Genomic DNA, 20,253 nt, shown 5'->3' with positions numbered 1-20,253 from the left:
TAAGTTTGGTGATAACGAAAGGCTTATAGCAGTTGATTCAAGTTCTCGCATCGAATGTCATAAAACTTATATCAACTGATACAAAAAAGCCCCGATTGCTCGGGGCTGTCGTATTCTACCTAATCTTACGATTTGTCATCAAGCTCTGAGTTTGATGATGTATCGTTTGACTGCTCTTCTGCTGGCTTTTCAGCTTTAGGCTCAGGTTTTATGTCAGTTACTTTTGCAGATTCTACTTTTTTCTCTGGCTTAATGTCATGTGCATCCCTTGGTGGACGAACATCACGACGCTCCATTAGATCATCAATCTGCAATGCATCAATCGTTTCGTATTTCATCAACGCATCTTTCATGGTGTGAAGAATATCCATATTATCTTTTAGGATTTGCTCCGCACGTTGGTAGTTGCGATCAATGAAATCTTTAATTTCAGCATCAATAAGCTTGGCGGTTTCATCCGACATACCTGACATACGGTGAGAACCACCACCCATGTACATTTCGCCTTGCTCTTCCAAATACATCTGTGGACCAAGTTTCGGACTTAAGCCCCACTGAGTAACCATTTTCTTAGCAATATCGGTTGCGCGCTCAATATCGTTGCTCGCGCCTGTCGTTACTTTGTCATCGCCGTAAATCAGCGCTTCAGCGATACGACCACCGTATAAACTCGAAAGCATAGATTCTAGGTGTTGCTTAGAGTGACTTACGCGGTCTTGCTCCGGCAAGTACATTGTTACACCTAATGCGCGACCACGTGGAATAATCGACACTTTATATACTGGGTCATGTTCAGGCACTAAACGACCAACAATCGCGTGACCAGCTTCGTGATATGCCGTCATTTCCTTTTCTTGCTCGCTCATCACCATGGACTTACGCTCAGCACCCATCATGATTTTATCTTTCGCGGCGTCAAATTCCGCCATACTTACCTTACGCTTGTTGCCCCGAGCGGCAAACAGTGCGGCTTCATTCACAAGGTTTGCCAAGTCTGCACCGGAAAAGCCCGGCGTACCACGTGCAATTACAGACGCTTCAACATTATCGTCTAATGGCACTTTGCGCATGTGAACGTTTAAGATTTGTTCACGACCACGAATATCCGGAAGACCAACCACGACTTGGCGGTCGAAACGGCCAGGACGTAATAATGCAGGATCTAGTACATCAGGACGGTTAGTAGCAGCGATAACGATAATACCTTCGTTACCCTCAAAGCCGTCCATTTCTACAAGCATTTGGTTAAGTGTTTGCTCACGCTCATCGTGACCACCGCCCATACCAGCGCCACGTTTACGGCCTACCGCGTCGATTTCATCGATAAAGATGATACAAGGCGCAGCTTTCTTTGCCTGTTCAAACATGTCACGAACACGAGATGCACCAACACCAACAAACATTTCTACGAAGTCAGAACCGGAAATGGTAAAGAATGGTACTTTTGCTTCACCAGCAACGGCTTTAGCAAGTAAGGTTTTACCCGTACCTGGAGGACCAACCATCAACACGCCTTTCGGAATGCTACCGCCCAACTTTTGGAACTTTGACGGGTCACGCAAAAAATCGACTAGCTCAGTAACATCTTCTTTCGCTTCGTCACAACCAGCGACGTCTGCAAATGTTGTCTTAACTTGGTCTTCGCTCATTAATCGAGCTTTACTTTTACCAAACGACATTGCGCCTTTGCCGCCACCGCCTTGCATTTGACGCATGAAGAAAATCCATACCCCAATAAGCAAAAGCATTGGGAACCAAGAAATAAAGATGTTTGCAAGGAAAGATTGCTCTTCCGGTGCAACGCCTTTGATGTTTACGTCGTTCTTAAGTAAGTCATTAACCAAATCCAAATCAGTTAATGGAATTACTGTTTGAAAACGATCACCACTTGAACGAACGCCGCTAATTACGCCTGTTTGACGATCAATACTGACTTCTCTTACAGAGCCATTGCGCACATCCTTTACAAATTGTGTGTAACTCGTTTGGCGATCATATTGTTCGCCACCGTTAAAGCTCTGGAACACAGTCATTAGCACTACTGCAATCACTAACCAGAGTATTAGATTTTTAGCCATATCGCTCAAGGAGTTAACCTCTTGTATCCAAAAAAATTCAAATTCAACTTGATGCTTTCCAACTGTACTACAGTTTGTAGCCCGTCGCCACTACATATACTTCGCGTGAACGAGGACGAGACGCTTTTGGTTTACGGATCTTTACGACCTTAAAACAATTACGTACCTCTTGTACAAATTGATCAAAGCCTTCTCCTTGGAAAACTTTAACCGCAAATGCACCGTTTGGTTTTAGCACTTGATGGCACATATCTAATGCTAGCTCGACCAGATACATACTGCCAGATTGATCGGTTGACATATTTCCGCTCATATTTGGTGCCATATCAGAAAAAACTACATCAACATTCTTGCCGTTTATTCTATCCAATAATGCATTTAATACCGCTTCTTCTCTGAAGTCTCCCTGAAGGAAATCGACACCCGCTAATGAGTCCATCGGTAAGATATCACAAGCAATAACTTGTCCGCCAATATCTACCTGCTCTGCGAGATACTGCGACCAGCTCCCCGGAGCAGCCCCTAAATCAACTACCGTCATTCCTTTACGGATCAATTTATCCTTTTGCTGGACTTCTTCCAGCTTAAAAACCGCTCGTGAACGATAGCCACGTTTTTGGGCTTCATGCACATACGGGTCTTCTACGTGTTCTTTTAACCAACGTTTCGAACTGGCGGAATGTTTTTTATTTGCCATATTAACTACAACTCATTAGTAATATTGTCTAGATGGCGTTAGAATATCGATAATTCAAGCCTTTTAATAAATAAGATTGTATCAATATGACCTTATCAAATAAACAAAAGCAGTTCCTAAAAGGGCTAGCTCATTCTTTAAACCCAGTTGTTCTTCTAGGCGCAAACGGCCTAACCGAAGGCGTCATGGCTGAAATTGAGCAAAACCTGAACATTCACGAACTTATCAAGGTAAAAGTACCAACCAATGATCGTGAAACTAAGAAACTGATTTTTGAAGCAATTGTTCGTGAAACAAATGCACATAAAGTACAAACCATTGGCCATATCATTGTGTTGTACCGCCAAAGCGAAGACAAAAAGATCCAGTTACCTCGTAACTAACCTTTGTTGTCTGCGACGTTTTCACCAGAAGACGTCGCAATCTCTTGCAATAAACTCGCTTCTTCTGCTTTTACTTTCTTAATTTCCTGCTCACTCACCTGAGGCAGTAATTTCTTCTCAAGCGCCAATGCGTCAACAATAAAGTCGTTTGTTAACTGATTAATAATGCCACTCTCTGCATTTAACAGTAGGCTAAACCCAATACCAAGCTCTGGAATAATCACCACATCGGTACGATAACCTTGCACCCAGCCACTATGATAATAGAGCAATTTGCCATCGTAACGATAAATTCGCCAGCCAAGTCCATAATAGGCTTCTTCTACATGACCACGCCAAACGCGTCTGCGTAGCTCTCGTTTCGTTAACGTATACGGCACTGATTGCTTACTCAGAGCATCCGGTGATAGAACACTTGGATACAGACCTAATTGTGCTTTTAACCACTGCGCCATATCAGCAGCACTAGCGTTTACACCAGCTGCGGGGAGTACTTTATAGTAATGCGGCTTTAATTTAGCGGTATGCCAACGCTTTCGCCCTCTGACATGCGGCCACGCAAAATTATCATTTTTTGTCATTTGCTCGTAGCCAAGGCCGGCGTCATGCATATTAAGTGGCGCGAAAACAAACTCTTCCATCCAAGTTTTGTAACTGATATTCGTCGCCTGCTCGATAACATCTCCAATCAAGCTAAACATGACATTTTGATAACCATAACACTCACCGGGCTGACATAACGCTTTGACTTGCAGTAAGCGCTCAACAATTTGTGGGTAGTCCATGCGAGACTCGATTAAATTATCGTAGGCATTGGGCACTAAGCCACTCGAGTGACTTAACAAATGATAGAGCTTAAGTTGGCTATAATCACCTTTGGCGACTTGCGGCAAGTAGCTGGCCACTCGATCGTCAATATTAAAATACCCTTCGCTCGCTAATTTAGCCGTTAGACTTCCTGCAAACGTTTTTGAAACCGATGCCAAGCGAAAGCGAGTTTGTTCGTTGACCACACTTCCTTGTCGACTTTTTGTCTTGCCAAAACCTTCTGCGTAGCTGCCGTGCTCGACATGCACGACGGATAAAGCAGCACCGGGCACCGATTTTTCTTTTAGTTTGCGCTCGACTTGCTTAGAATAGCTCTTTAAAAATTGTGACCATTGCTGGTTTGGGGTTTTTGCAATCGTTATTTTTGGATAACTAATGCAAAAAAAACAAACTAATGTGAGAATTAGCGACTTCATAATGACTCATTTCATTAACACTCGCCCGCCATACTAACATGATGAATTGGCGGAACTCACTAAATATAAGAAAATAACTGTTTAATTGAGGTATTTTAATGCGTTTAGTGCTAGCAGCTCTATGTACAAGTCTACTTTTTGGATGTGTCACCACAGCGCCATTAGCGCCAAAGTTAGATGTACCTAAGAAGCCACTACTAAAAAAGTCTGTTTATCAAATCAGCTATAGTACCGAACTTAATTCTGCACGAATTAAATCAGTGCAATTGCCCGCTCACCCACTTGCTCAAGGTGACACAGTCTACATCAATGCCGATAAGGTAAGCTTGACTGATACACTGAGAAAGCAGATTGTTGCTTTACTTGAGAAAAAAGGCCTGAAAGTTGTTGCAGCTAAAAACGCAAACTACACGCTAACAATTCATCAACTTGATTTGGAATTTGCAGCCAATAAAACGTACGCACTGGATAGGCCAAGAAACCCACATCCACATATTGCTGAACTTGCTCAAAATTCGCCAGCATTTCAATGCACTAATATTGTGGCTTCAGTCAGTATGCGCCTAGCACACCAAGCTTCGTCAGATGTTGTCTGGTTTGCCAAATCATCAGTAGATAGCGCTGGATTTCAAGGGATCCCTTTACAATTCACATTTACTGAAGTGGAAAAAATAGAAAACGAGCACGATGTACTGTCGTTTATTGTGGCCCAAAATACCGACGAGGCGCGCCGTCAACGTGGCGAAAAGCCTGTTGATATTCCTCCTTACAAGGTAACTAAAACGGTTTCGCCGCTCGAGAAAACCGCTGGTGCATGTACCCAAACCGAAGTATCAGCGCTAACAGCGGATATGCAAAAACACTTGGCCGAGAGTTTAATTGAAAAGCTAAACGTTAAGTAACATAAGTACTCGCCAGTTTGACAGAGGTCAACTGCAGGCTGGCGCTACACTTATTTACAGACAATGACGCTTTTAGAATTATACTCGACGCAGAAAAATAAAAAGTTCGGAGTAAAGACATGGAGCAATACGGCACAATCTTATTGGTTGAAGATGACACTTCATTAGCGCAATGGGTCGCTGAATATCTTGATAATCAAGGTTACAAAACACATTGCTGCTACCGCGGTGATGAAGTCGTTGAACGTGTTAAGTCACTAGACCCCGACCTTGTTTTACTTGACCTTATGCTCCCCGGTAAGGACGGTATCAGCGTATGCCGTGACTTACGTCAGTTTTATAGCAAGCCTGTTATTATGCTCACAGCCAAAGATGAAGAAATGGATGAAGTCATCGGTTTGGAAGTTGGCGCTAGCGATTATGTAATCAAGCCTGTGCGTCCTCGCGCCTTACTCGCTCGTATAAAAGCGAATGTTCGCGCTGCACAAGAAAAACCACAAGATCATCAAGCTGCCAATCACGAACTCGTGGTGGGACATTTATGTATCGACACTCAAGCTCGCAAAGTCAGTGTTGCAGGTCAAGAAGTCATCGTCTCTAGTGCCGAATACCTACTACTGCAATTTTTAGCCAGTCACGCTGGTGAAGTTGTCTCTCGCGATGCGGTTTTTAAAGCGACAAAAGGGAGAGAATATGACGGCCTCGACAGAAGCGTCGATGTGCTCATTTCTGCCCTACGTAAAAAGTTTAATGATGATCCTCAAAACCCAGAAAAAATTAAAACGGTGTGGGGTAAAGGGTATCTACTCGTGCCATCAGCTTGGTAATGAAGGTCGCAAGCTAATATCGTGAAAAAACTCTATATCTACTTACTCGCTGGTGCGTTAATTTCGATCTTCGCTCTGGGTTGGGTGATCGACACCTATAATCAGCAAACCGCTCCCTTAGAAGATAGTTTTGAGTGGCAAAGCAAACTGATTACAGGTCTTGCCAAGCAAGTTGCAGATATTGAACAGGGAAAACGAGAAGACGCAACGGCTTTGATTGCCAAACAATTTGACATCAACATTAGCTATAAAGATGGCGAAACGCTAGCCATGCCGCTCGAGTTAAAGCAACGGATGTTACAACCTGATGGGTTAGTAATAGAAAACGAGAATGTATACCTTCTAAAAACAACCCCTAAAATGGCGCCTGACTACGTTGAACTTGAATGGCAACCTCAGGTTGAACAGGCTGATTACGACGTATTGCTAACATTATTTTTCTACGGTGGAATTTGCGCAATATTATGGTTCATTCTCTCTCCGTTAGTTAAACGTTTGATCGTTCTCAATACTGCAGCAAAGCACTTTGCCAGCGGTAACCTAAGCGCGCGCATCGCCCCCAATCATTTCACCTATATCCGCGACTTGGAAAATACCTTTAATCGAATGGCAAGCCAAATAGAGAAGTTGATGGCTGAGAATAAGCTAATGGCCTCCAGTCTTTCTCATGACATTCGGACACCTGTTGCGTGTTTAAGGTTTGGCTTAGATGCAGCTTTAGATGAAAGTGATATCGATGCCATTCACGATTATTTAGCACGCATGGAAAAAGATTTAGATCAAATGGAGGACATGCTCTCGAGCTATCTATCTTTTGCGACGCTTGAACAAAAGTCTCATTTACTCAAACATGAAGTAACGACTCTATCTCGCTATGGTCAAGATCTAATGCAGCAAATGCAACCAAAGCTACAAAAGAACCAGTTGTCTGGTCGCGTAGAAATTCCTGAACAATTAATGATCCATGGCGACTTACATTGGCTTGCAAGAGCGATAAGTAATTTGATCAGCAATGCCTGTGACTTTGCCACTGCCAGTGTGTTATTAAGTGCACACCATACCGAGCATTGGCTCATTATTACCGTTGAAGACGATGGCCCTGGGATCGCGAGACAAAATTGGGATAAAGTCTTTAGTCCTTTCTTTCAAGAGCAAACTCACCGCAACCGTGCAGGTAAAAGCTACGGCTTAGGCCTTGCAATCGTTGCAAAAGTCATGGATTGGCATCATGGTACAGCCACCGTAAACCAGTCAGAGCGATTAGGTGGCGCAAAATTTGTGCTTTCGCTACCCTGTAAAGAAAAATAATTATTGTAAATAAGTCGCTACACGGTGACTTATCTCATATAGAAATAATCGTGAAAACATTAGCTTATAAGCTAAGCTTTGATTTTTGAGTGCAACAACTTAATTACGGCTAAATATCAGGCTAAAACTTGCGCTAAATCAAGGTAATTTACTCTTTTTATTTCTTTTTAATTACAGTAGATTGTCAGCGCCGTTAGAAATTTTTAGAGAAGTATAATAATTATGAGCAATGTCCGAGGAGAGTTCAGCTCTCGCTTTGGTTTTATTATGGCCGCCGCAGGGTCGGCGGTAGGTTTGGGAAACATTTGGGGCTTTCCAACACAAACGGCATCCAATGGTGGTGCTGCGTTTGTTTTAGTTTATCTGGTTTTGGCTTTTTGTCTTGCCTATCCAGCACTAATGGCAGAACTCGTCATTGGTCGTCACGGCCAAGCAAATGCCGTATCTTCACTGCGCAAACTAACAAATACAGCATGGCAAAGTAAACTTGCTTTTGTTGTCGGGTTCGGCGGTATAATTTGTGCGGGTCTTATTTTAAGTTTTTATGCAATCGTGGCAGGGTGGATGTTTAGCGCAACACTTGAGCCCATCGCGGAAGTTGCCTCAATGACTCAAGTGCAATCTTGGCTTGCTGATTCCTCTATGTCACGCAACATCGTCTTTACAGCCGCCTTTATTGCACTCACCGTGCTCATTATTAGTAAAGGCGTAGAAAACGGGATAGAAAAGTGGTCAAAGCGTTTGATGCCCGCACTTATCGGTATTTTATTCTCGTTAATTGCGTATGTATTAACCCAAGAAGGTGCCGTTGAAGGTCTTAAGGTGTATCTTGTTCCTGACTTTTCTTCTGTGCTTAATCCACAGTTACTCGTTGATGCCCTAGGGCAAGCATTTTTCTCGCTTTCGCTCGGTACCAGCGTGATGATCATTTACGGCTCATACATAAGTAAAAAAGAGAATCTAGTTTCACTTGGTGCAATGGTTACCTTAATTGACGTTTTTATCGCATTCGTTGCCGGCTTACTTATCATTCCCGCCATGTATGTCGCGCAAGCGCAAGGCGTAGAGATTTTTGCAGCTGACGGCTCACTGCTAAATGAAGACACCTTAGTGTTTCAGGTATTGCCAGCATTGTTTGATAGCATGGGTAGCATTGGCCTGGTGGTAAGCTTCGCTTTCTTTGCTCTGATGAGTATTGCCGCACTCACCTCGTCTATTTCGATGTTAGAAGCGCCTGTTTCCTATGCTGTTGAACGTTTTGCACTAGGCAGAGTACAGGCCACCTGGATCATCGGCACCTTGGTAACAGCCGTGAGCTTCACCATTTTGGTAAACATCGAGACGCTGTTCGGTTTTATTGTTAGCCTGACAACGAAGTTTGGTCAGCCACTACTTGGCATGCTGTGCTGTGTATTTGTCGGTTGGATTTGGCACAGAGCAAAACTGCTTAAAGAAATTGAATCAGGATGCCCGGAAGTTGGCAGTAGTTTCTTTTGGAAAGTATGGCCTTGGTACATCCGCTTCGTTTGTCCAATTGCCATTGCTGCGGTATTTTTAAATTCACTATAATTTCGCTCATAAAAAGAGGCTACGCATAGCCTCTTTTACTTTTTCACAAATAACATATCCTGATGCGGGATCCCATCTTCTAGATAATCTTCACCTTGCTTCACAAAGCCGAGCCCCGTATAAAACTTGTCTAGATAACACTGCGCAGAAATAACTAGATTCTCATGAGTAATCTCCGTTTCACAACAAGCAATCGCACGATGCATAAGATCATGTGCAACGCCCTGTCCTCGCAGCGTTGGCGAAACAATAACACGGCCTATGGACGCAGTAGTTGCGGATTTTCTATAACAACGTGCATACGCTAAAATTTGTTCATCTTTGACCAAAAACAGATGTTGAGTTTCAGACGCCCTATCGGTATCGTCAATTTCTGGATAGGGACATGCCTGTTCTACAACGAATACATCAACCCTTAGCTTTAAAATCTCAAAAAGCTCATCTTTAGTGAGCGCATCATAACTTTTAAGTTGCCAATTCATATTTTTCTCTGTCATACCGATTAGCTTTATTAAGACTGATTGGTATCATTTATGCTCGAAACAAAAACGCCCAGACAAAGCTGGGCGTTTGGAGTAAATTAAGTGATTATGAGAACAACCGCTCCAACTGATCGCACAATTGAGAGATATTGACGTGATCGTGCTCAATCGTTAAATCGACATATCCATCCCCTCGAAACGCTCTGTCCAACTCTATCAGTACATGAGTTCGATGTGCTTCAGGTACAAACGAAAGCTCAACTTCTTGTAGTCCAAATAATGCACGTGAGTTTGGTCGGTATTCTAGTTCTTGGTAACAACCAGAAACAGACTGAAACTCGGACGCTCGTAAATAGCCCTTTTCTACATCCGCTTTCACTAAATGGAAGCCTAAACGCTCCATCGCTGTCATACATGCTTTCACTGCTTCATTTGGATAAATGTGTAAAGCATCTTTGTCTGATGGGTCGATGGCTAAATCAATGTCTAAGCCTGTTTCAATCCAAACATGACAACGGTTGAAGCCTGCATTGATTTCTGTGATTGGTGTTTCTGAATGAAGTCGAGCTTCAAAAGGAATAACTTTTTCTTCGCCTGGGCCTATCGTGAAATTATTACCTACACGCCAACGGTCAATAACATGATTACTAAAGTATTCTCCGTCTTCCCCTTCAACCTTAACTCTTGTCATCAGCGCAAGCTCTAAACCAGTTACTTCTTGGCTAACGTCACCGCCTTTTACTACAATTTGCGCTTGAAATTTCTGTCCCGGGTGCAAATGCTCTGTTTCCAATACAGTGTCTACTTTTGCCGCACCGATACCGACAGATGCTAGGATCTTCTTAAACATTACGTCTCCTGTCCGGTATGTCCTTACCTGCATCATAACCATATTTTTTCCAACTTGTCAGCGAAAATTTATAATTTATATATCAGGAGGTTTTGGTACACTGCTCATATCTTGGATAAAAATTTAAAGTTATGGAACTGCTCTATTTTGCTGTCGCATTTGCATGCGGATTTTCTGTTTATCAATTAAAGCTTCCTCCTTTGATTGGTTTTTTGATGGCGGGCTTTGTCTTAAATCTACTTGGCCATAAAACCACAGACTTACTTACTCAACTTGCAGATCTTGGTGTAACGCTGCTGCTTTTTAGCATAGGTTTAAAATTACGAGTTGGTAACCTGATAAAGCCTCAGGTTTGGGCACCAGCGAGTATGCATATTATTACCAGTACGGCGTTTTTCGCTAGCCTGTTATTGATGCTAGGGGCGATGAGCCTACCTTTATTTACTGACCTAGACTGGCAAAGCGCTTTATTGGTTGGTTTTGCATTTAGCTTTTCCAGTACCGTTTTTGCGGTAAAAGTGCTCGAAGAACGTGGTGAAATGGCAAGTCTTCACGGTAAAATCTCAATCGGTATTTTGGTTATGCAAGATATCTTTGCGGTTATCTTTCTCGCCGTCAGTACCGGCAAAGTACCCAATATTTGGGCACTGGCACTGCTTGTGGTGCTACCGCTTGTACGTCCAGCTATGTTTTGGGTATTAAGCCGCTCAAAGCATGGTGAGCTACTCCCTCTTTTTGGCTTCTTTTTTGCGTTAGTCGCAGGTTATCATGCCTTTGAATTTGCGGGCCTAAAAGGTGATCTCGGTGCGCTGATCATGGGTATGATTTTCGCCCCACATAAAAAAGCCGGTGAGTTATCAAAATCACTATTGAATGTAAAAGACATCTTGCTTGTTGGTTTTTTCTTGAATATTGGTCTGAATGCCACGATTACACTGGACGCACTTTTAATAGCGATTCTACTGGTAATTGTTCTACCGATTAAAGTCTCACTTTATTATCTCTTCACCAATATGTTCAAATTGCGTGCTCGTACATCGCTATTGAGCGCTTTCACACTCACTAACTATAGCGAGTTTGGTCTTATCGTGTGTGCCGTTGCATCTGCTTCTGGTGCGGTTGCTCCTGACTGGCTAGCAGTAGTTGCTATTGCTGTTTCTATTACTTTTGTGATCGCGTCTCCGCTAAACAAACGTTCAAACGAAATCTACGTTAAATTAGAGCCTTGGTTATTAAAGTTTGAGAACCAAGACCGTTTAGAAGAAGAGCTTCCGGTAAATCTTACCGACACCAAGATCGTTATATTTGGTATGGGAAGGATTGGAACGGGTGCTTACGAAACAATACAGGCCAGCTTCCCAGATACCGTTGCTGGTGTAGATATTAAGCCTGAAGTAGTTGAAAAACATGTTTCCCGAGGGCGCAGGGTATTAACTGCTGACGCAACCGACCCTGATTTTTGGCAGCGTGTAAATCATTCTGAAGTAGAAATGGTTATGCTCGCGATGCCTAAACATATGCAGAATATTTATGCACTCGAGCAGCTCAAAGCATCAGGCTACAACGGCCAAGTTACCGCCATTGCAAACTACCCAGATCAACAGAAAGAATTAGAAGAAATGGGTGTGAATTCTACCTACAACTTCTATTTAGAAGCGGGTAGTGGCTTTGCAGAACACGTAAAAGAGAAATTATTTACTTAAATTAGTATTGGTTCTCAGTATCATAATTGGTACTGAGAACTATTTTCATATTCAGATCATCGTGTTACATCTAGACGTCCATCTTATTATTTCATTCCACTCATTATTCGATTTACAAAGCTTTACATCCAAGATGGTAATTTGCCCTCACTTCAGAGTAAACTGATCACATCGGACATGGCGTAAGTATCTATTTTATGAACAAAAAATTGATACCAAATGCCTTTTGAACATCGTGTCACTGGATTGTGAACAAGCTATACCTTTGGGGGTTTTATGATTAAGAATAAATCTAATGGTCAATTTTCTGCAGTAGTGGATGACGTCAAGGCTGCGCCTTTTTCAGACCTCCAAGAAAGGCTGGATGCAATTCAGGACGGTGGTATGACAGCGTTGGCAATTCGCAATATCCTATTTCATAAAATGCTCGATATGCATTCCGTACCAAACGATCACTATTTAAGGGATGAAGAAACCCCGAACCGGTTGGACGATCCAAAACTAATTGAAAAGTTAAATGAACTAGGCTTTTTCCGCAGCAAGCCTTCATCACAACTACACTAGTAAAGATTTAGGGAGCCTACTCTCCCACATAGGCTGACAATGCCCGTCGTCAGCCTATTTTCCCCTTCCAAGCACGAGCTTCACCTTTGAAAAACTCTCCCATACCGAAATTAATTCATTGCAAATATGTAGTTCTGAATAGTGAAGATCTAGTCACCCTGAGATGATTTAAGTGGTGGGTTACTTTTTTTCTTCGGTAATAAGGTTTTCCAAGCCTGCCTGAATGGCTTCAAGTAAATCGCGGTAAGTGAATCATGTCCCGCATCATATTGCCCAACTCCAATGGTAATTTGACCCACACTCGAGGCTTTAATAAGCGAGCCATACATACGATCCCAAATGGCAAGTGCTGAGCCTAAATTGGTATCAAAATGGATTGGATTGTCACTGTGATGTACTTGGTGCTGTGCAGGACTAATAAACCAATCTTCTAGCTTGTCACCCCAACTCAGCCATATATGTGAATGCCTTAAATTGGCCCCAAAAATATTAAACAAAAAGACAAACGCATTCGCCCCCAGAATATCGTACATGCTCAAGCTGCTGCCAAATACATAATACCCTACTCCAACCACAATTCCTTGAGTTAATGCCATACGACAGGCGTACAGGTAGCTTTCAACGGGATGTGAGCGATAAATGGTAAAGGGGGTCAGGACTTTTGCAGAATGGTGAACCTTGTGAAACTCCCAAAAGAATGGGATTTTATGTAGGATCAGATGCAGCAGGAATCGAGTGAGGTCATCGACTATAAACAAAAATAACGTAAATAGTCCAATCACTACCCATTCTGGCGCTTCTAGATATAACGCAGGACCAAAGAGCGCTTCAAGTCCACCGGATAATCCTAGCGCCACCGGTACCATAGTCAACACGATAGGCGTAAACGTCGCCGCCTTTATCAACCGATTTGTGATCAATAAACAGTAATCGAGCTTGGCACTTTTGCACCACCAGACTTGCTTGGGAAATAGGAATTTAAAAAAACCTTTACCAGAGCGCGTTTTTTCTGTGGCGATATAAACAGGAACAGCCATCAAAATGGCACTAAACAAGTATGGCAAATACACTCTTTTATTGGCATCGAACAAGTAGCCTGGGAGTTCAGTAATGCTTTGCCATAGTTGCTCTAACATAGTCATTTCCATCAAAAAGAAATAATGAATTCACATATCTTTGGAACAGCTCCATAGCTCTAGCGACAAGCCGCCATGAAGCTGCGGCTCTTACTCAAGAGCCGCGTAGACAATCAGTTAAAACTGGTATTTATAACCTAAACTAAATTGTCTTGGTTTGCCTGGGCGCGCGCCATACGGGCGACGACTAACAATTTCTGCTTCATCGAACAAGTTGTCGATTTTAGCATAGACTTGACCATACTGACCTAGCTCGTAACTCGCAGATACATCAACGATCGTTGTGCTGGGCACCTTTGCACCTTCAAGGACAAGCTCAAAGTCTTCAGTGCTCCTGCCAGCAGCTTCGCTCATCTCACTGATGTATTTAATGGCTACGTTAACTTTCCAATCACTTGCTGCAAGGCCGATGTTAAAAGTGGCTTGATGAGATGGTAAATACGGAAGCTCATCACCATTTTTAATATAACCCCATTGTGCGAACGTTGTCGCACGCTCATTCTGGAATTCACCTTTCGTATAGGTGTAGGTGAGACTATAAGGGATATCCAGTTGAAGATTCAAAGGATAACGTTGTGCAAACTGCATCTCTAGACCGTAAACATCCACCTCACCGCCACTGAACTGCTGGTCTTGTTGGTCATTGACACCACAGTTAGACTGACCACAGCTTTCGTTCAGATTCTCATAGTCATTGAAAAAGCTCACAATCTCAAACTGCGTCACACCATCATTAAAACGTCCACCGAATTCGTAGTTAACACTCTTCTCAAGCTCTATATCTGGATCCTGTTGTGGTGAAGAAGGTACAAAACCTTGATGTACGCCAAATAAGAGACCAGCATCATCAGAAAGCTGATAGAAACCACTTAGGCTTGGCAGCCAAATACGGGTGGTTTTATCAATCCAAACATCGGCATCTTTATTATCTTGGTAAGACATATCCATCAGCTCGCCGCGAAGGCCAAGGCCCAGTGTTAAAGCATCAAGCTGTACCTTATCTTCTAAATATACCGACCAAGCTTTAGTGTTTTCAGTATTCAGCGATGTAAACTGCTTTGAACCCTCTAGCAACACAGGTGAACCACCTTCCATTGCATATGCTTGCTCAAAATGTTTGCGCTCAATTTCATCTTCATGAAAACGCACGCCAACAGCAATATCATGGGTTAAGTTAAACAGGCTAAAGCTCGTATTGGCATCGACTTGAAGACCTTGTGAGAAATACTCACGGTCATTAGTCCCCATATTCAAAAAGATATTTGAACCTGCAACGACAGAGTCCCGTGCCCCTGTGATCACAGCGTACTCATTTGCGAAAGCCTCTGGGTTTGCCATGATTTTTGAAAGGGATGGTCCACTTTTACTACCTAGACTATTAAGCTTAAGCCAAGCTCGCTCATAGTCATTACGGTACAGCCTTGTCGTAACGTTAAAGTCTTTGCCATCAAGTACATGGGATAACATTACCTGAGTGTGCTTGGTATCCATCTCTGCAGGCTGAGACGCTGCGTATCGACGATACGGATTTTCAGCAAAATCTGCATCCGTTAAACCAAGGTAGGTTTCATCGGATAACTCATCAGCATAGCTGAGCTTTAAGCCAAAAGTATGGTTTAGCTCACCTTGTGACAGTTTATAATTAAACTTGGCTAAGATATCGTTCTTCTCAAACTCCGTATCACCACCGCCATCAAGCTCTTTAAAACCATCAGCTTGTAGATTTACCGCTTCGAATAAGAAGCCGACATTATTTACTACTGAACCGTAGTAACCATGTGCTTTGGAATAACCGTCGCTGCCAGCCGCAACATCAATACCGCCTTCTGTAAACTCTGGCACTTGGCGAGTCACTAAGTTAAGCGCACCAGCAACTGTTTGCGGGCCATGCTTGATAGCCGCAGGTCCTTTAAACACCTCAACCGCTGTCATACGAGTCGTAACCGGGAAATAATAAGCAGCCGGCGCAGAATAAGGAGCTGGGCCAATAAGCACACCGTCTTCCATTATGGTGATTTTTTTGCTTCGCTCAGGTGTTACACCACGAAACCCGATATTTGGTCGCAAGCCATAGCCATCTTCTTCACGAATATTAACGCCGGGTACGTTAGAAAGAATACGGTGAATATCATCATACTCGTATTCTGCCAACTGCGCCTCTGACAACAAGGTTGCAGAACCGGCTTCTTTTCGCAATTTATCGTGGTGGCTGATAATAGAGATATGCTCAATATCTTGATTGTCATCAGCAGCTTGCACTTGAGGTAGTGCAAAAATTACCGCTACCGCTAATAAAGATTTCTTCATGTTCATGCGCTTAGTCATTGTCACCTGCCGAAGTTTGTGGAAGTTCTAGGGCGAGCTTTTCGATAAACTCAGTCTTTAAGTCATCCGTCACTTTTTTAACGTCTGTATGCGTTTGCGTCACTTGCTCTGTAGAACCCGCAAGCTCAACTTTAAGACTCGCATTCATCGCAAGCAACGTGGCTTCTGCATCAGCAAGCCCTGCAAGCATACGCTCTTTAACATCACTACCATTCTCAGCATCTAAAAAGTCATCAAAGCCCAATGTATTCTCAGCATCTTGGCCATTACCAGTGAAGATGTTTCTAAATGCTCTGATGTTAACAAGTAAATTCTCTTTAGAATGTTCTGCAATTGGCGACTCCACCGCTTCTGGGCAAGCTTCTAAACCACATGCGTTCGGAAAACCTAGGCCTAACGGCGTCGCTATTTTGCCGTCTTTTAGCTCTTCGGTCATGTAAAATAGCGCCTTTGATATTTCATTAAGTGCTAAATGAGGCGTGTCAAACGGCGAGCCTGGTTGTCCTGCATTAACAAGTTTAGCTGCGTAGCCATTTTCTCCAGTCCACTGAGACAGGAGTATATTACTCTGTGCTTCAATGTCTTTAGCCACTTCCGTCGCAAACTCACAACGCGCAACCGCTCTTTCCTGAGTTGAACGGCTATTCCATGGTGCCAACGCATCATTCACTGACGAGCAGTTGTGGTCAAGATTGGCATTGAATAGAAGGTGCTCTAAGGCAGTTAAGCCTTTGCGGTTTGCAGTACGCTCAGAGATATTATAAGGATTGCTAGCATTACCATTAATGACGCCATCTTCAAAATACACTACATCCAAGTCGATATCACATAAAGAGCCTGTAGCGGGCCAAACATAAATATTATTTTTAAGCTCTTTACTATTGGCAGTAAGTGGACCCATTTGCATCAATTCAACATACTGCCACCCCACCATTGCGCTGCGCCAACTTTGTTGAGCGTTTTGCTTTAACGCGGCGGTATTTTCAGCCAGCGCTTTTTCAGCACTACAATAACTCGCAACTTCAAGTTGTTGTGTTACAGCAAGTTCATTGAATTGCTCAATTGCAGGGGTAAGCACATTATTCACAAGGTTACTTACCAAGGCCGCTTCATCAAATTGCGTGGGTAGAGTTGGGTTATCCGTTCCAGAGTTATTATCTTTCACTCCAGGTCCTTGGCTACTTGAAGTACTTTCACCACAACCCGACAATACCAAAGCCACAGCGACGGCAGCAGCACTTAAACGTTTAGATACTCTCATTTGTATTCTCTATTATCTATATACAACAAAAGGTTAGCAGAATTAACGGCTAACCTTTTAACGTTATAAACGAAAATTTAGATTACCAGTTGGCAACATTCTCAGCATCAAAATCATATGCAGTTGCAATGATTTCTCGCGCTTCCAATAAAGCAGTCTTATAAGCTTCCACTTTATCTGCCGCGAATTCAGGCTTATCACCCATCAATTCATGGATTTTAACAAAATCTGCATCTGTGACAGGAGAAAACGGATTAAACTGGAAATTTAATGCGAAGCCTTTCATTTCAGACCAGTGCTTTGCTACTGCATAGAATTGATCAGCATCAAAATCACCTGATGCGATATCGTCTAAATCACCATCATCATTTGAGATTGTATCATTGATATAATGCACAACGGTTGCAGCGATAGACTTTTCCCATGCTAGCAACGCTTGATTACGCAATGTTTCTAAGCGCGCTTTGTCCTCATCTGACCACTGTGCAACATTAGTACCAACATTAGCGTTGATAAGTTTACGTGCTTCAATAAACGCTAATTGTGCTTCAGCGCTGAAGTCCGTTGGGTTAGCGTTAGATTTAGTGCCACGGTCACGCTTTGCTGCATTTGTTGAGTTACCAAAGTTAAATTCAGATAGTAGATCGATTTTGCCGTTATTATCCAAATCATGATAACCACTTGCATACGCTTCACGGCCACCTTTAGCTGAAAGTTCATCATCTGTATAGTCTAGATAATCAACAGCAGCACCGAAATAGCCATAGCCTTCATCAAACTTGTGTTCAAGTTCCGTGTAGCTTTTGCCATCCGCTAATGTCGCGTTATCAGCTGACTTTTCACCAATGAGTAAATCATCTAGATAATCGTCCGCACCTTGAGAAAGCGACACTGCACCGTTTAAATGTTTTTGCATTAGCTGGGCAAGATCAAGGCCTTCCGGTGTTACATATAGTTTGTTCAGCGTGATAGCTGTGCCATTATGCTCTGCTTTGATTGTTGAGCCATTTTCAAACTGCTGAAGTTGCGCTTGTAGCAGGTCTAAATAGTGTAGGGCTAAACCTTCAGGTGTTTTTGGCTGTGTACCAAAGTTAACCCAACCAGCCATGACGCCATCCTCTTCCCATGCTTTATGCATATTAGAGGTATCACGTCCCGCAATTTTACCACCTTCGCCAGCAACGTTTTTCAGTGAACTTGAAATTTGTCCTAATGTGGTTTGTGCAGCGTTTGCGGCAACAGCGAAATCAAGGGTTTCATCCAAGACCACTGTGTCTGTCGGCATCAAGAACATTTTGATCTCTGCAATTGCTGCTTCAGCCGTTTTTTGGCCAGAGGCGTTACCTACAGTTTCATTATTAAGCTTACCCATTAGGCTCTTAATATGAACCATAGCCGCGTGACGTGCGATTTGGCCAGAATAAGAAACTGAAGATTCGCCTTGTGTGTTATTAAAGGCATAGCGGTTTACACCCGCTTTGTTTTCTTCAGCAATTTGTTGAACAGCAATTTCAGCTTCAACTTCTGTTTTTTCGCCTTTGCTGTCAGTTGCCGTGATAGTTACCGATACTTTACCGCCTTCAACCTGTTCGAAGTTTAGTGCGTTTGCAGCTTTGAGCTTAACCGCACCGTCAACAATTTCAAAACGGTTGTCAGAGATGGTTAGTGTCAATGCACTTACTTCATCGCTATCGTCAGAAAAAGAGATATTTGCAACCGCTGCGCCAAGCATATCCTCAGATACTGATGCACTGTCTACGGTAATAGTAGGTGCAGCATTGGTGGCTGGAGGTGGTGTTGTGTTGTTATCATCGTTGTCATTTGAGTTGCTGCTAGAGCCACCACATGCGGTGAGGCCTAAAGTTGCAGCGAGAATAGCAGTCGTTAACAGAGACTTTTTAAGTGCCATTGAATTGTTCCTTTGAGACTAATTATGTTTATATTTTCATAACTAGGCGTAAAGTATACACACACCTAAATAGCAATCAATATTATTTGCATTGTATAAATAACAATTTTCTCAAATTTGTGGTCCAAAAATTCAGCGGCGGGCGACTGTATAAACATTGAGGAGATAAGAATAATACAGTTAAAACAAAGACATAAATCCATTAGTACGAATTTATGCCTTTATTACGTATAACTTTTCATCAAATTTCTCCGAATTGAGCATTCGAAAAATTCGAAGTATCTTTGTGTTAAATCAAATTGTTACTTTTTAGTTCCAAACATCGGTAACAAATAGGTAACCTTGACGCCAAATCGTTTTGATCTTCTCTGGACGACTCGGATTATCGTGTAGCTTTTTACGCAAGCGAGAGATGCGAACGTCTATTGTCCGAGTGTCTGGGCGATAATATTTGCCAAGGATCTGCTCGTATACAAAGTCACGTTTCACTACTTTGCCGCCATTGCTCGCAAGTAACCACAGCAACTCAAACTCATGGGTTGTGAGGTCAATGCGCTCCTGCCCATAACTCACGCGCCTGGTGTTTTTGTCGATATGCAGCTGCCCAAAGGTTAATTGTTCAGGCTCATCGTCAAACTGCGAGTTTGCAGCTTGCCTTCTTAACACTGCATCGAGTCGAGCTCGCCATAGTCTAGGCTTTGCATCTTTGGAAATAACTTCGTCAGCACCGAGCTCTAAAAACAGGCTGTGAACATCCTCGTCATCGCTGTCAAGACTGACGATCACGGGAGCTTTGAATCTTTGTCTAAATTGGCTGATTGAATCGCAGGTTGGTACGGATGCGATAGCTTGATCAAGCACGATACCGTTAATGGATTTCCCTGAAAAACCGTTCAATTGACCTAATTCCCTCAACAACTCAACAGTGTAGCCTTGCTCTTCAAGCATTTTTTGTTGTGATGTCAATATATTGTTATTGCTTTGTGCAACCAAGATAGTGGACACGGACGCACCT

17 protein-coding genes are annotated in these 20,253 nt (G+C 42.8%); 7 read left to right on the top strand and 10 right to left on the bottom strand.

Annotated elements, in window-relative coordinates; translation table 11 throughout:
• Positions 1-125: 125 nt before the first annotated feature.
• The gene (gene ftsH / locus DS891_RS01790) at positions 126-2,078 is read right to left on the bottom strand and encodes an ATP-dependent zinc metalloprotease FtsH (RefSeq protein WP_010605080.1); all 1,953 of its coding nucleotides are present in this window, start codon (positions 2,076-2,078) and stop codon (positions 126-128) included.
• 67 nt (positions 2,079-2,145) lie between these two features.
• Positions 2,146-2,775 (bottom strand): 23S rRNA (uridine(2552)-2'-O)-methyltransferase RlmE, encoded by a 630-nt coding sequence (gene rlmE, locus DS891_RS01785; RefSeq protein WP_010605081.1) that lies wholly within the window; start codon positions 2,773-2,775, stop codon positions 2,146-2,148.
• A gap of 86 nt (positions 2,776-2,861) precedes the next feature.
• Between rlmE and yhbY the strand changes: the two genes are divergently transcribed.
• Positions 2,862-3,158 (top strand): ribosome assembly RNA-binding protein YhbY, encoded by a 297-nt coding sequence (gene yhbY / locus DS891_RS01780; RefSeq protein WP_010373854.1) that lies wholly within the window; start codon positions 2,862-2,864, stop codon positions 3,156-3,158.
• On the opposite strand, the gene DS891_RS01775 is transcribed toward yhbY, so the two are convergent.
• Positions 3,155-4,402, bottom strand: a complete 1,248-nt coding sequence (locus tag DS891_RS01775; RefSeq protein WP_010605082.1) for a serine hydrolase — start codon at positions 4,400-4,402, stop codon at positions 3,155-3,157. The two genes, yhbY and DS891_RS01775, sit on opposite strands and share 4 nt — an antisense overlap.
• A gap of 98 nt (positions 4,403-4,500) precedes the next feature.
• Here DS891_RS01775 and DS891_RS01770 point away from each other — a divergent pair, with 98 nt between their 5' ends.
• The 4 genes from DS891_RS01770 (at position 4,501) to DS891_RS01755 (ending at position 9,008) form a co-directional block, all read left to right on the top strand.
• Positions 4,501-5,304 carry a hypothetical protein gene (locus tag DS891_RS01770; protein ID WP_010605083.1) on the top strand — a complete coding sequence of 268 codons (804 nt, stop codon included), beginning with the start codon at positions 4,501-4,503 and terminating at the stop codon, positions 5,302-5,304.
• 119 nt (positions 5,305-5,423) lie between these two features.
• Positions 5,424-6,131 carry a response regulator gene (locus DS891_RS01765; RefSeq protein ID WP_010605084.1) on the top strand — a complete coding sequence of 236 codons (708 nt, stop codon included), beginning with the start codon at positions 5,424-5,426 and terminating at the stop codon, positions 6,129-6,131.
• A gap of 21 nt (positions 6,132-6,152) precedes the next feature.
• Complete coding sequence (locus tag DS891_RS01760) at positions 6,153-7,439, top strand: HAMP domain-containing sensor histidine kinase (RefSeq protein WP_174168691.1); 1,287 nt, start codon at positions 6,153-6,155, stop codon at positions 7,437-7,439.
• Positions 7,440-7,661: 222 nt separating this feature from the next.
• Complete coding sequence (locus tag DS891_RS01755; RefSeq protein WP_102057009.1) at positions 7,662-9,008, top strand: sodium-dependent transporter; 1,347 nt, start codon at positions 7,662-7,664, stop codon at positions 9,006-9,008.
• A gap of 35 nt (positions 9,009-9,043) precedes the next feature.
• On the opposite strand, the gene DS891_RS01750 is transcribed toward DS891_RS01755, so the two are convergent.
• Both DS891_RS01750 and DS891_RS01745 read right to left on the bottom strand, forming a co-directional pair.
• Positions 9,044-9,490: a GNAT family N-acetyltransferase gene (locus DS891_RS01750; RefSeq protein ID WP_174169073.1), complete on the bottom strand. Its 447-nt coding sequence runs from the start codon at positions 9,488-9,490 to the stop codon at positions 9,044-9,046.
• 106 nt (positions 9,491-9,596) lie between these two features.
• Positions 9,597-10,340, bottom strand: coding sequence for a sporulation protein (locus DS891_RS01745; RefSeq protein WP_010605088.1), 744 nt, complete (start codon positions 10,338-10,340; stop codon positions 9,597-9,599).
• A 131-nt stretch (positions 10,341-10,471) separates the two neighbouring features.
• Between DS891_RS01745 and DS891_RS01740 the strand changes: the two genes are divergently transcribed.
• Both DS891_RS01740 and DS891_RS01735 read left to right on the top strand, forming a co-directional pair.
• Positions 10,472-12,043: a cation:proton antiporter family protein gene (locus DS891_RS01740; RefSeq protein ID WP_174168689.1), complete on the top strand. Its 1,572-nt coding sequence runs from the start codon at positions 10,472-10,474 to the stop codon at positions 12,041-12,043.
• Between the two features lie 276 nt (positions 12,044-12,319).
• Positions 12,320-12,607 (top strand): hypothetical protein, encoded by a 288-nt coding sequence (locus tag DS891_RS01735; RefSeq protein WP_088530338.1) that lies wholly within the window; start codon positions 12,320-12,322, stop codon positions 12,605-12,607.
• Positions 12,608-12,756: 149 nt separating this feature from the next.
• Here DS891_RS01735 and DS891_RS01730 read toward each other — a convergent pair whose 3' ends face one another.
• From DS891_RS01730 to DS891_RS01710, 5 genes are all read right to left on the bottom strand, one after another.
• Positions 12,757-13,743, bottom strand: coding sequence for a sterol desaturase family protein (locus DS891_RS01730; RefSeq protein WP_174168688.1), 987 nt, complete (start codon positions 13,741-13,743; stop codon positions 12,757-12,759).
• Positions 13,744-13,860: 117 nt separating this feature from the next.
• The gene (locus DS891_RS01725) at positions 13,861-16,068 is read right to left on the bottom strand and encodes a TonB-dependent receptor (RefSeq protein WP_174168686.1); all 2,208 of its coding nucleotides are present in this window, start codon (positions 16,066-16,068) and stop codon (positions 13,861-13,863) included.
• Positions 16,061-17,329, bottom strand: coding sequence for an imelysin family protein (locus DS891_RS01720; RefSeq protein ID WP_174168684.1), 1,269 nt, complete (start codon positions 17,327-17,329; stop codon positions 16,061-16,063). Before DS891_RS01720 ends, DS891_RS01725 begins: the two co-directional genes overlap by 8 nt.
• An 82-nt stretch (positions 17,330-17,411) precedes the next feature.
• Positions 17,412-19,238 carry a DUF4856 domain-containing protein gene (locus DS891_RS01715; protein WP_174168683.1) on the bottom strand — a complete coding sequence of 609 codons (1,827 nt, stop codon included), beginning with the start codon at positions 19,236-19,238 and terminating at the stop codon, positions 17,412-17,414.
• 309 nt (positions 19,239-19,547) lie between these two features.
• On the bottom strand, positions 19,548-20,243 hold the full coding sequence (locus DS891_RS01710; RefSeq protein WP_010373828.1) for a response regulator transcription factor: 696 nt from the start codon (positions 20,241-20,243) through the stop codon (positions 19,548-19,550).
• Positions 20,244-20,253 lie beyond the last annotated feature (10 nt).

The organism is Pseudoalteromonas sp. JC28, assembly GCF_013319255.1.
In the GTDB taxonomy this organism is placed as follows: domain Bacteria; phylum Pseudomonadota; class Gammaproteobacteria; order Enterobacterales; family Alteromonadaceae; genus Pseudoalteromonas.
Note: the sequence above shows the minus strand (reverse complement) of the source record. Positions and strands in the feature narration are given on the sequence as shown.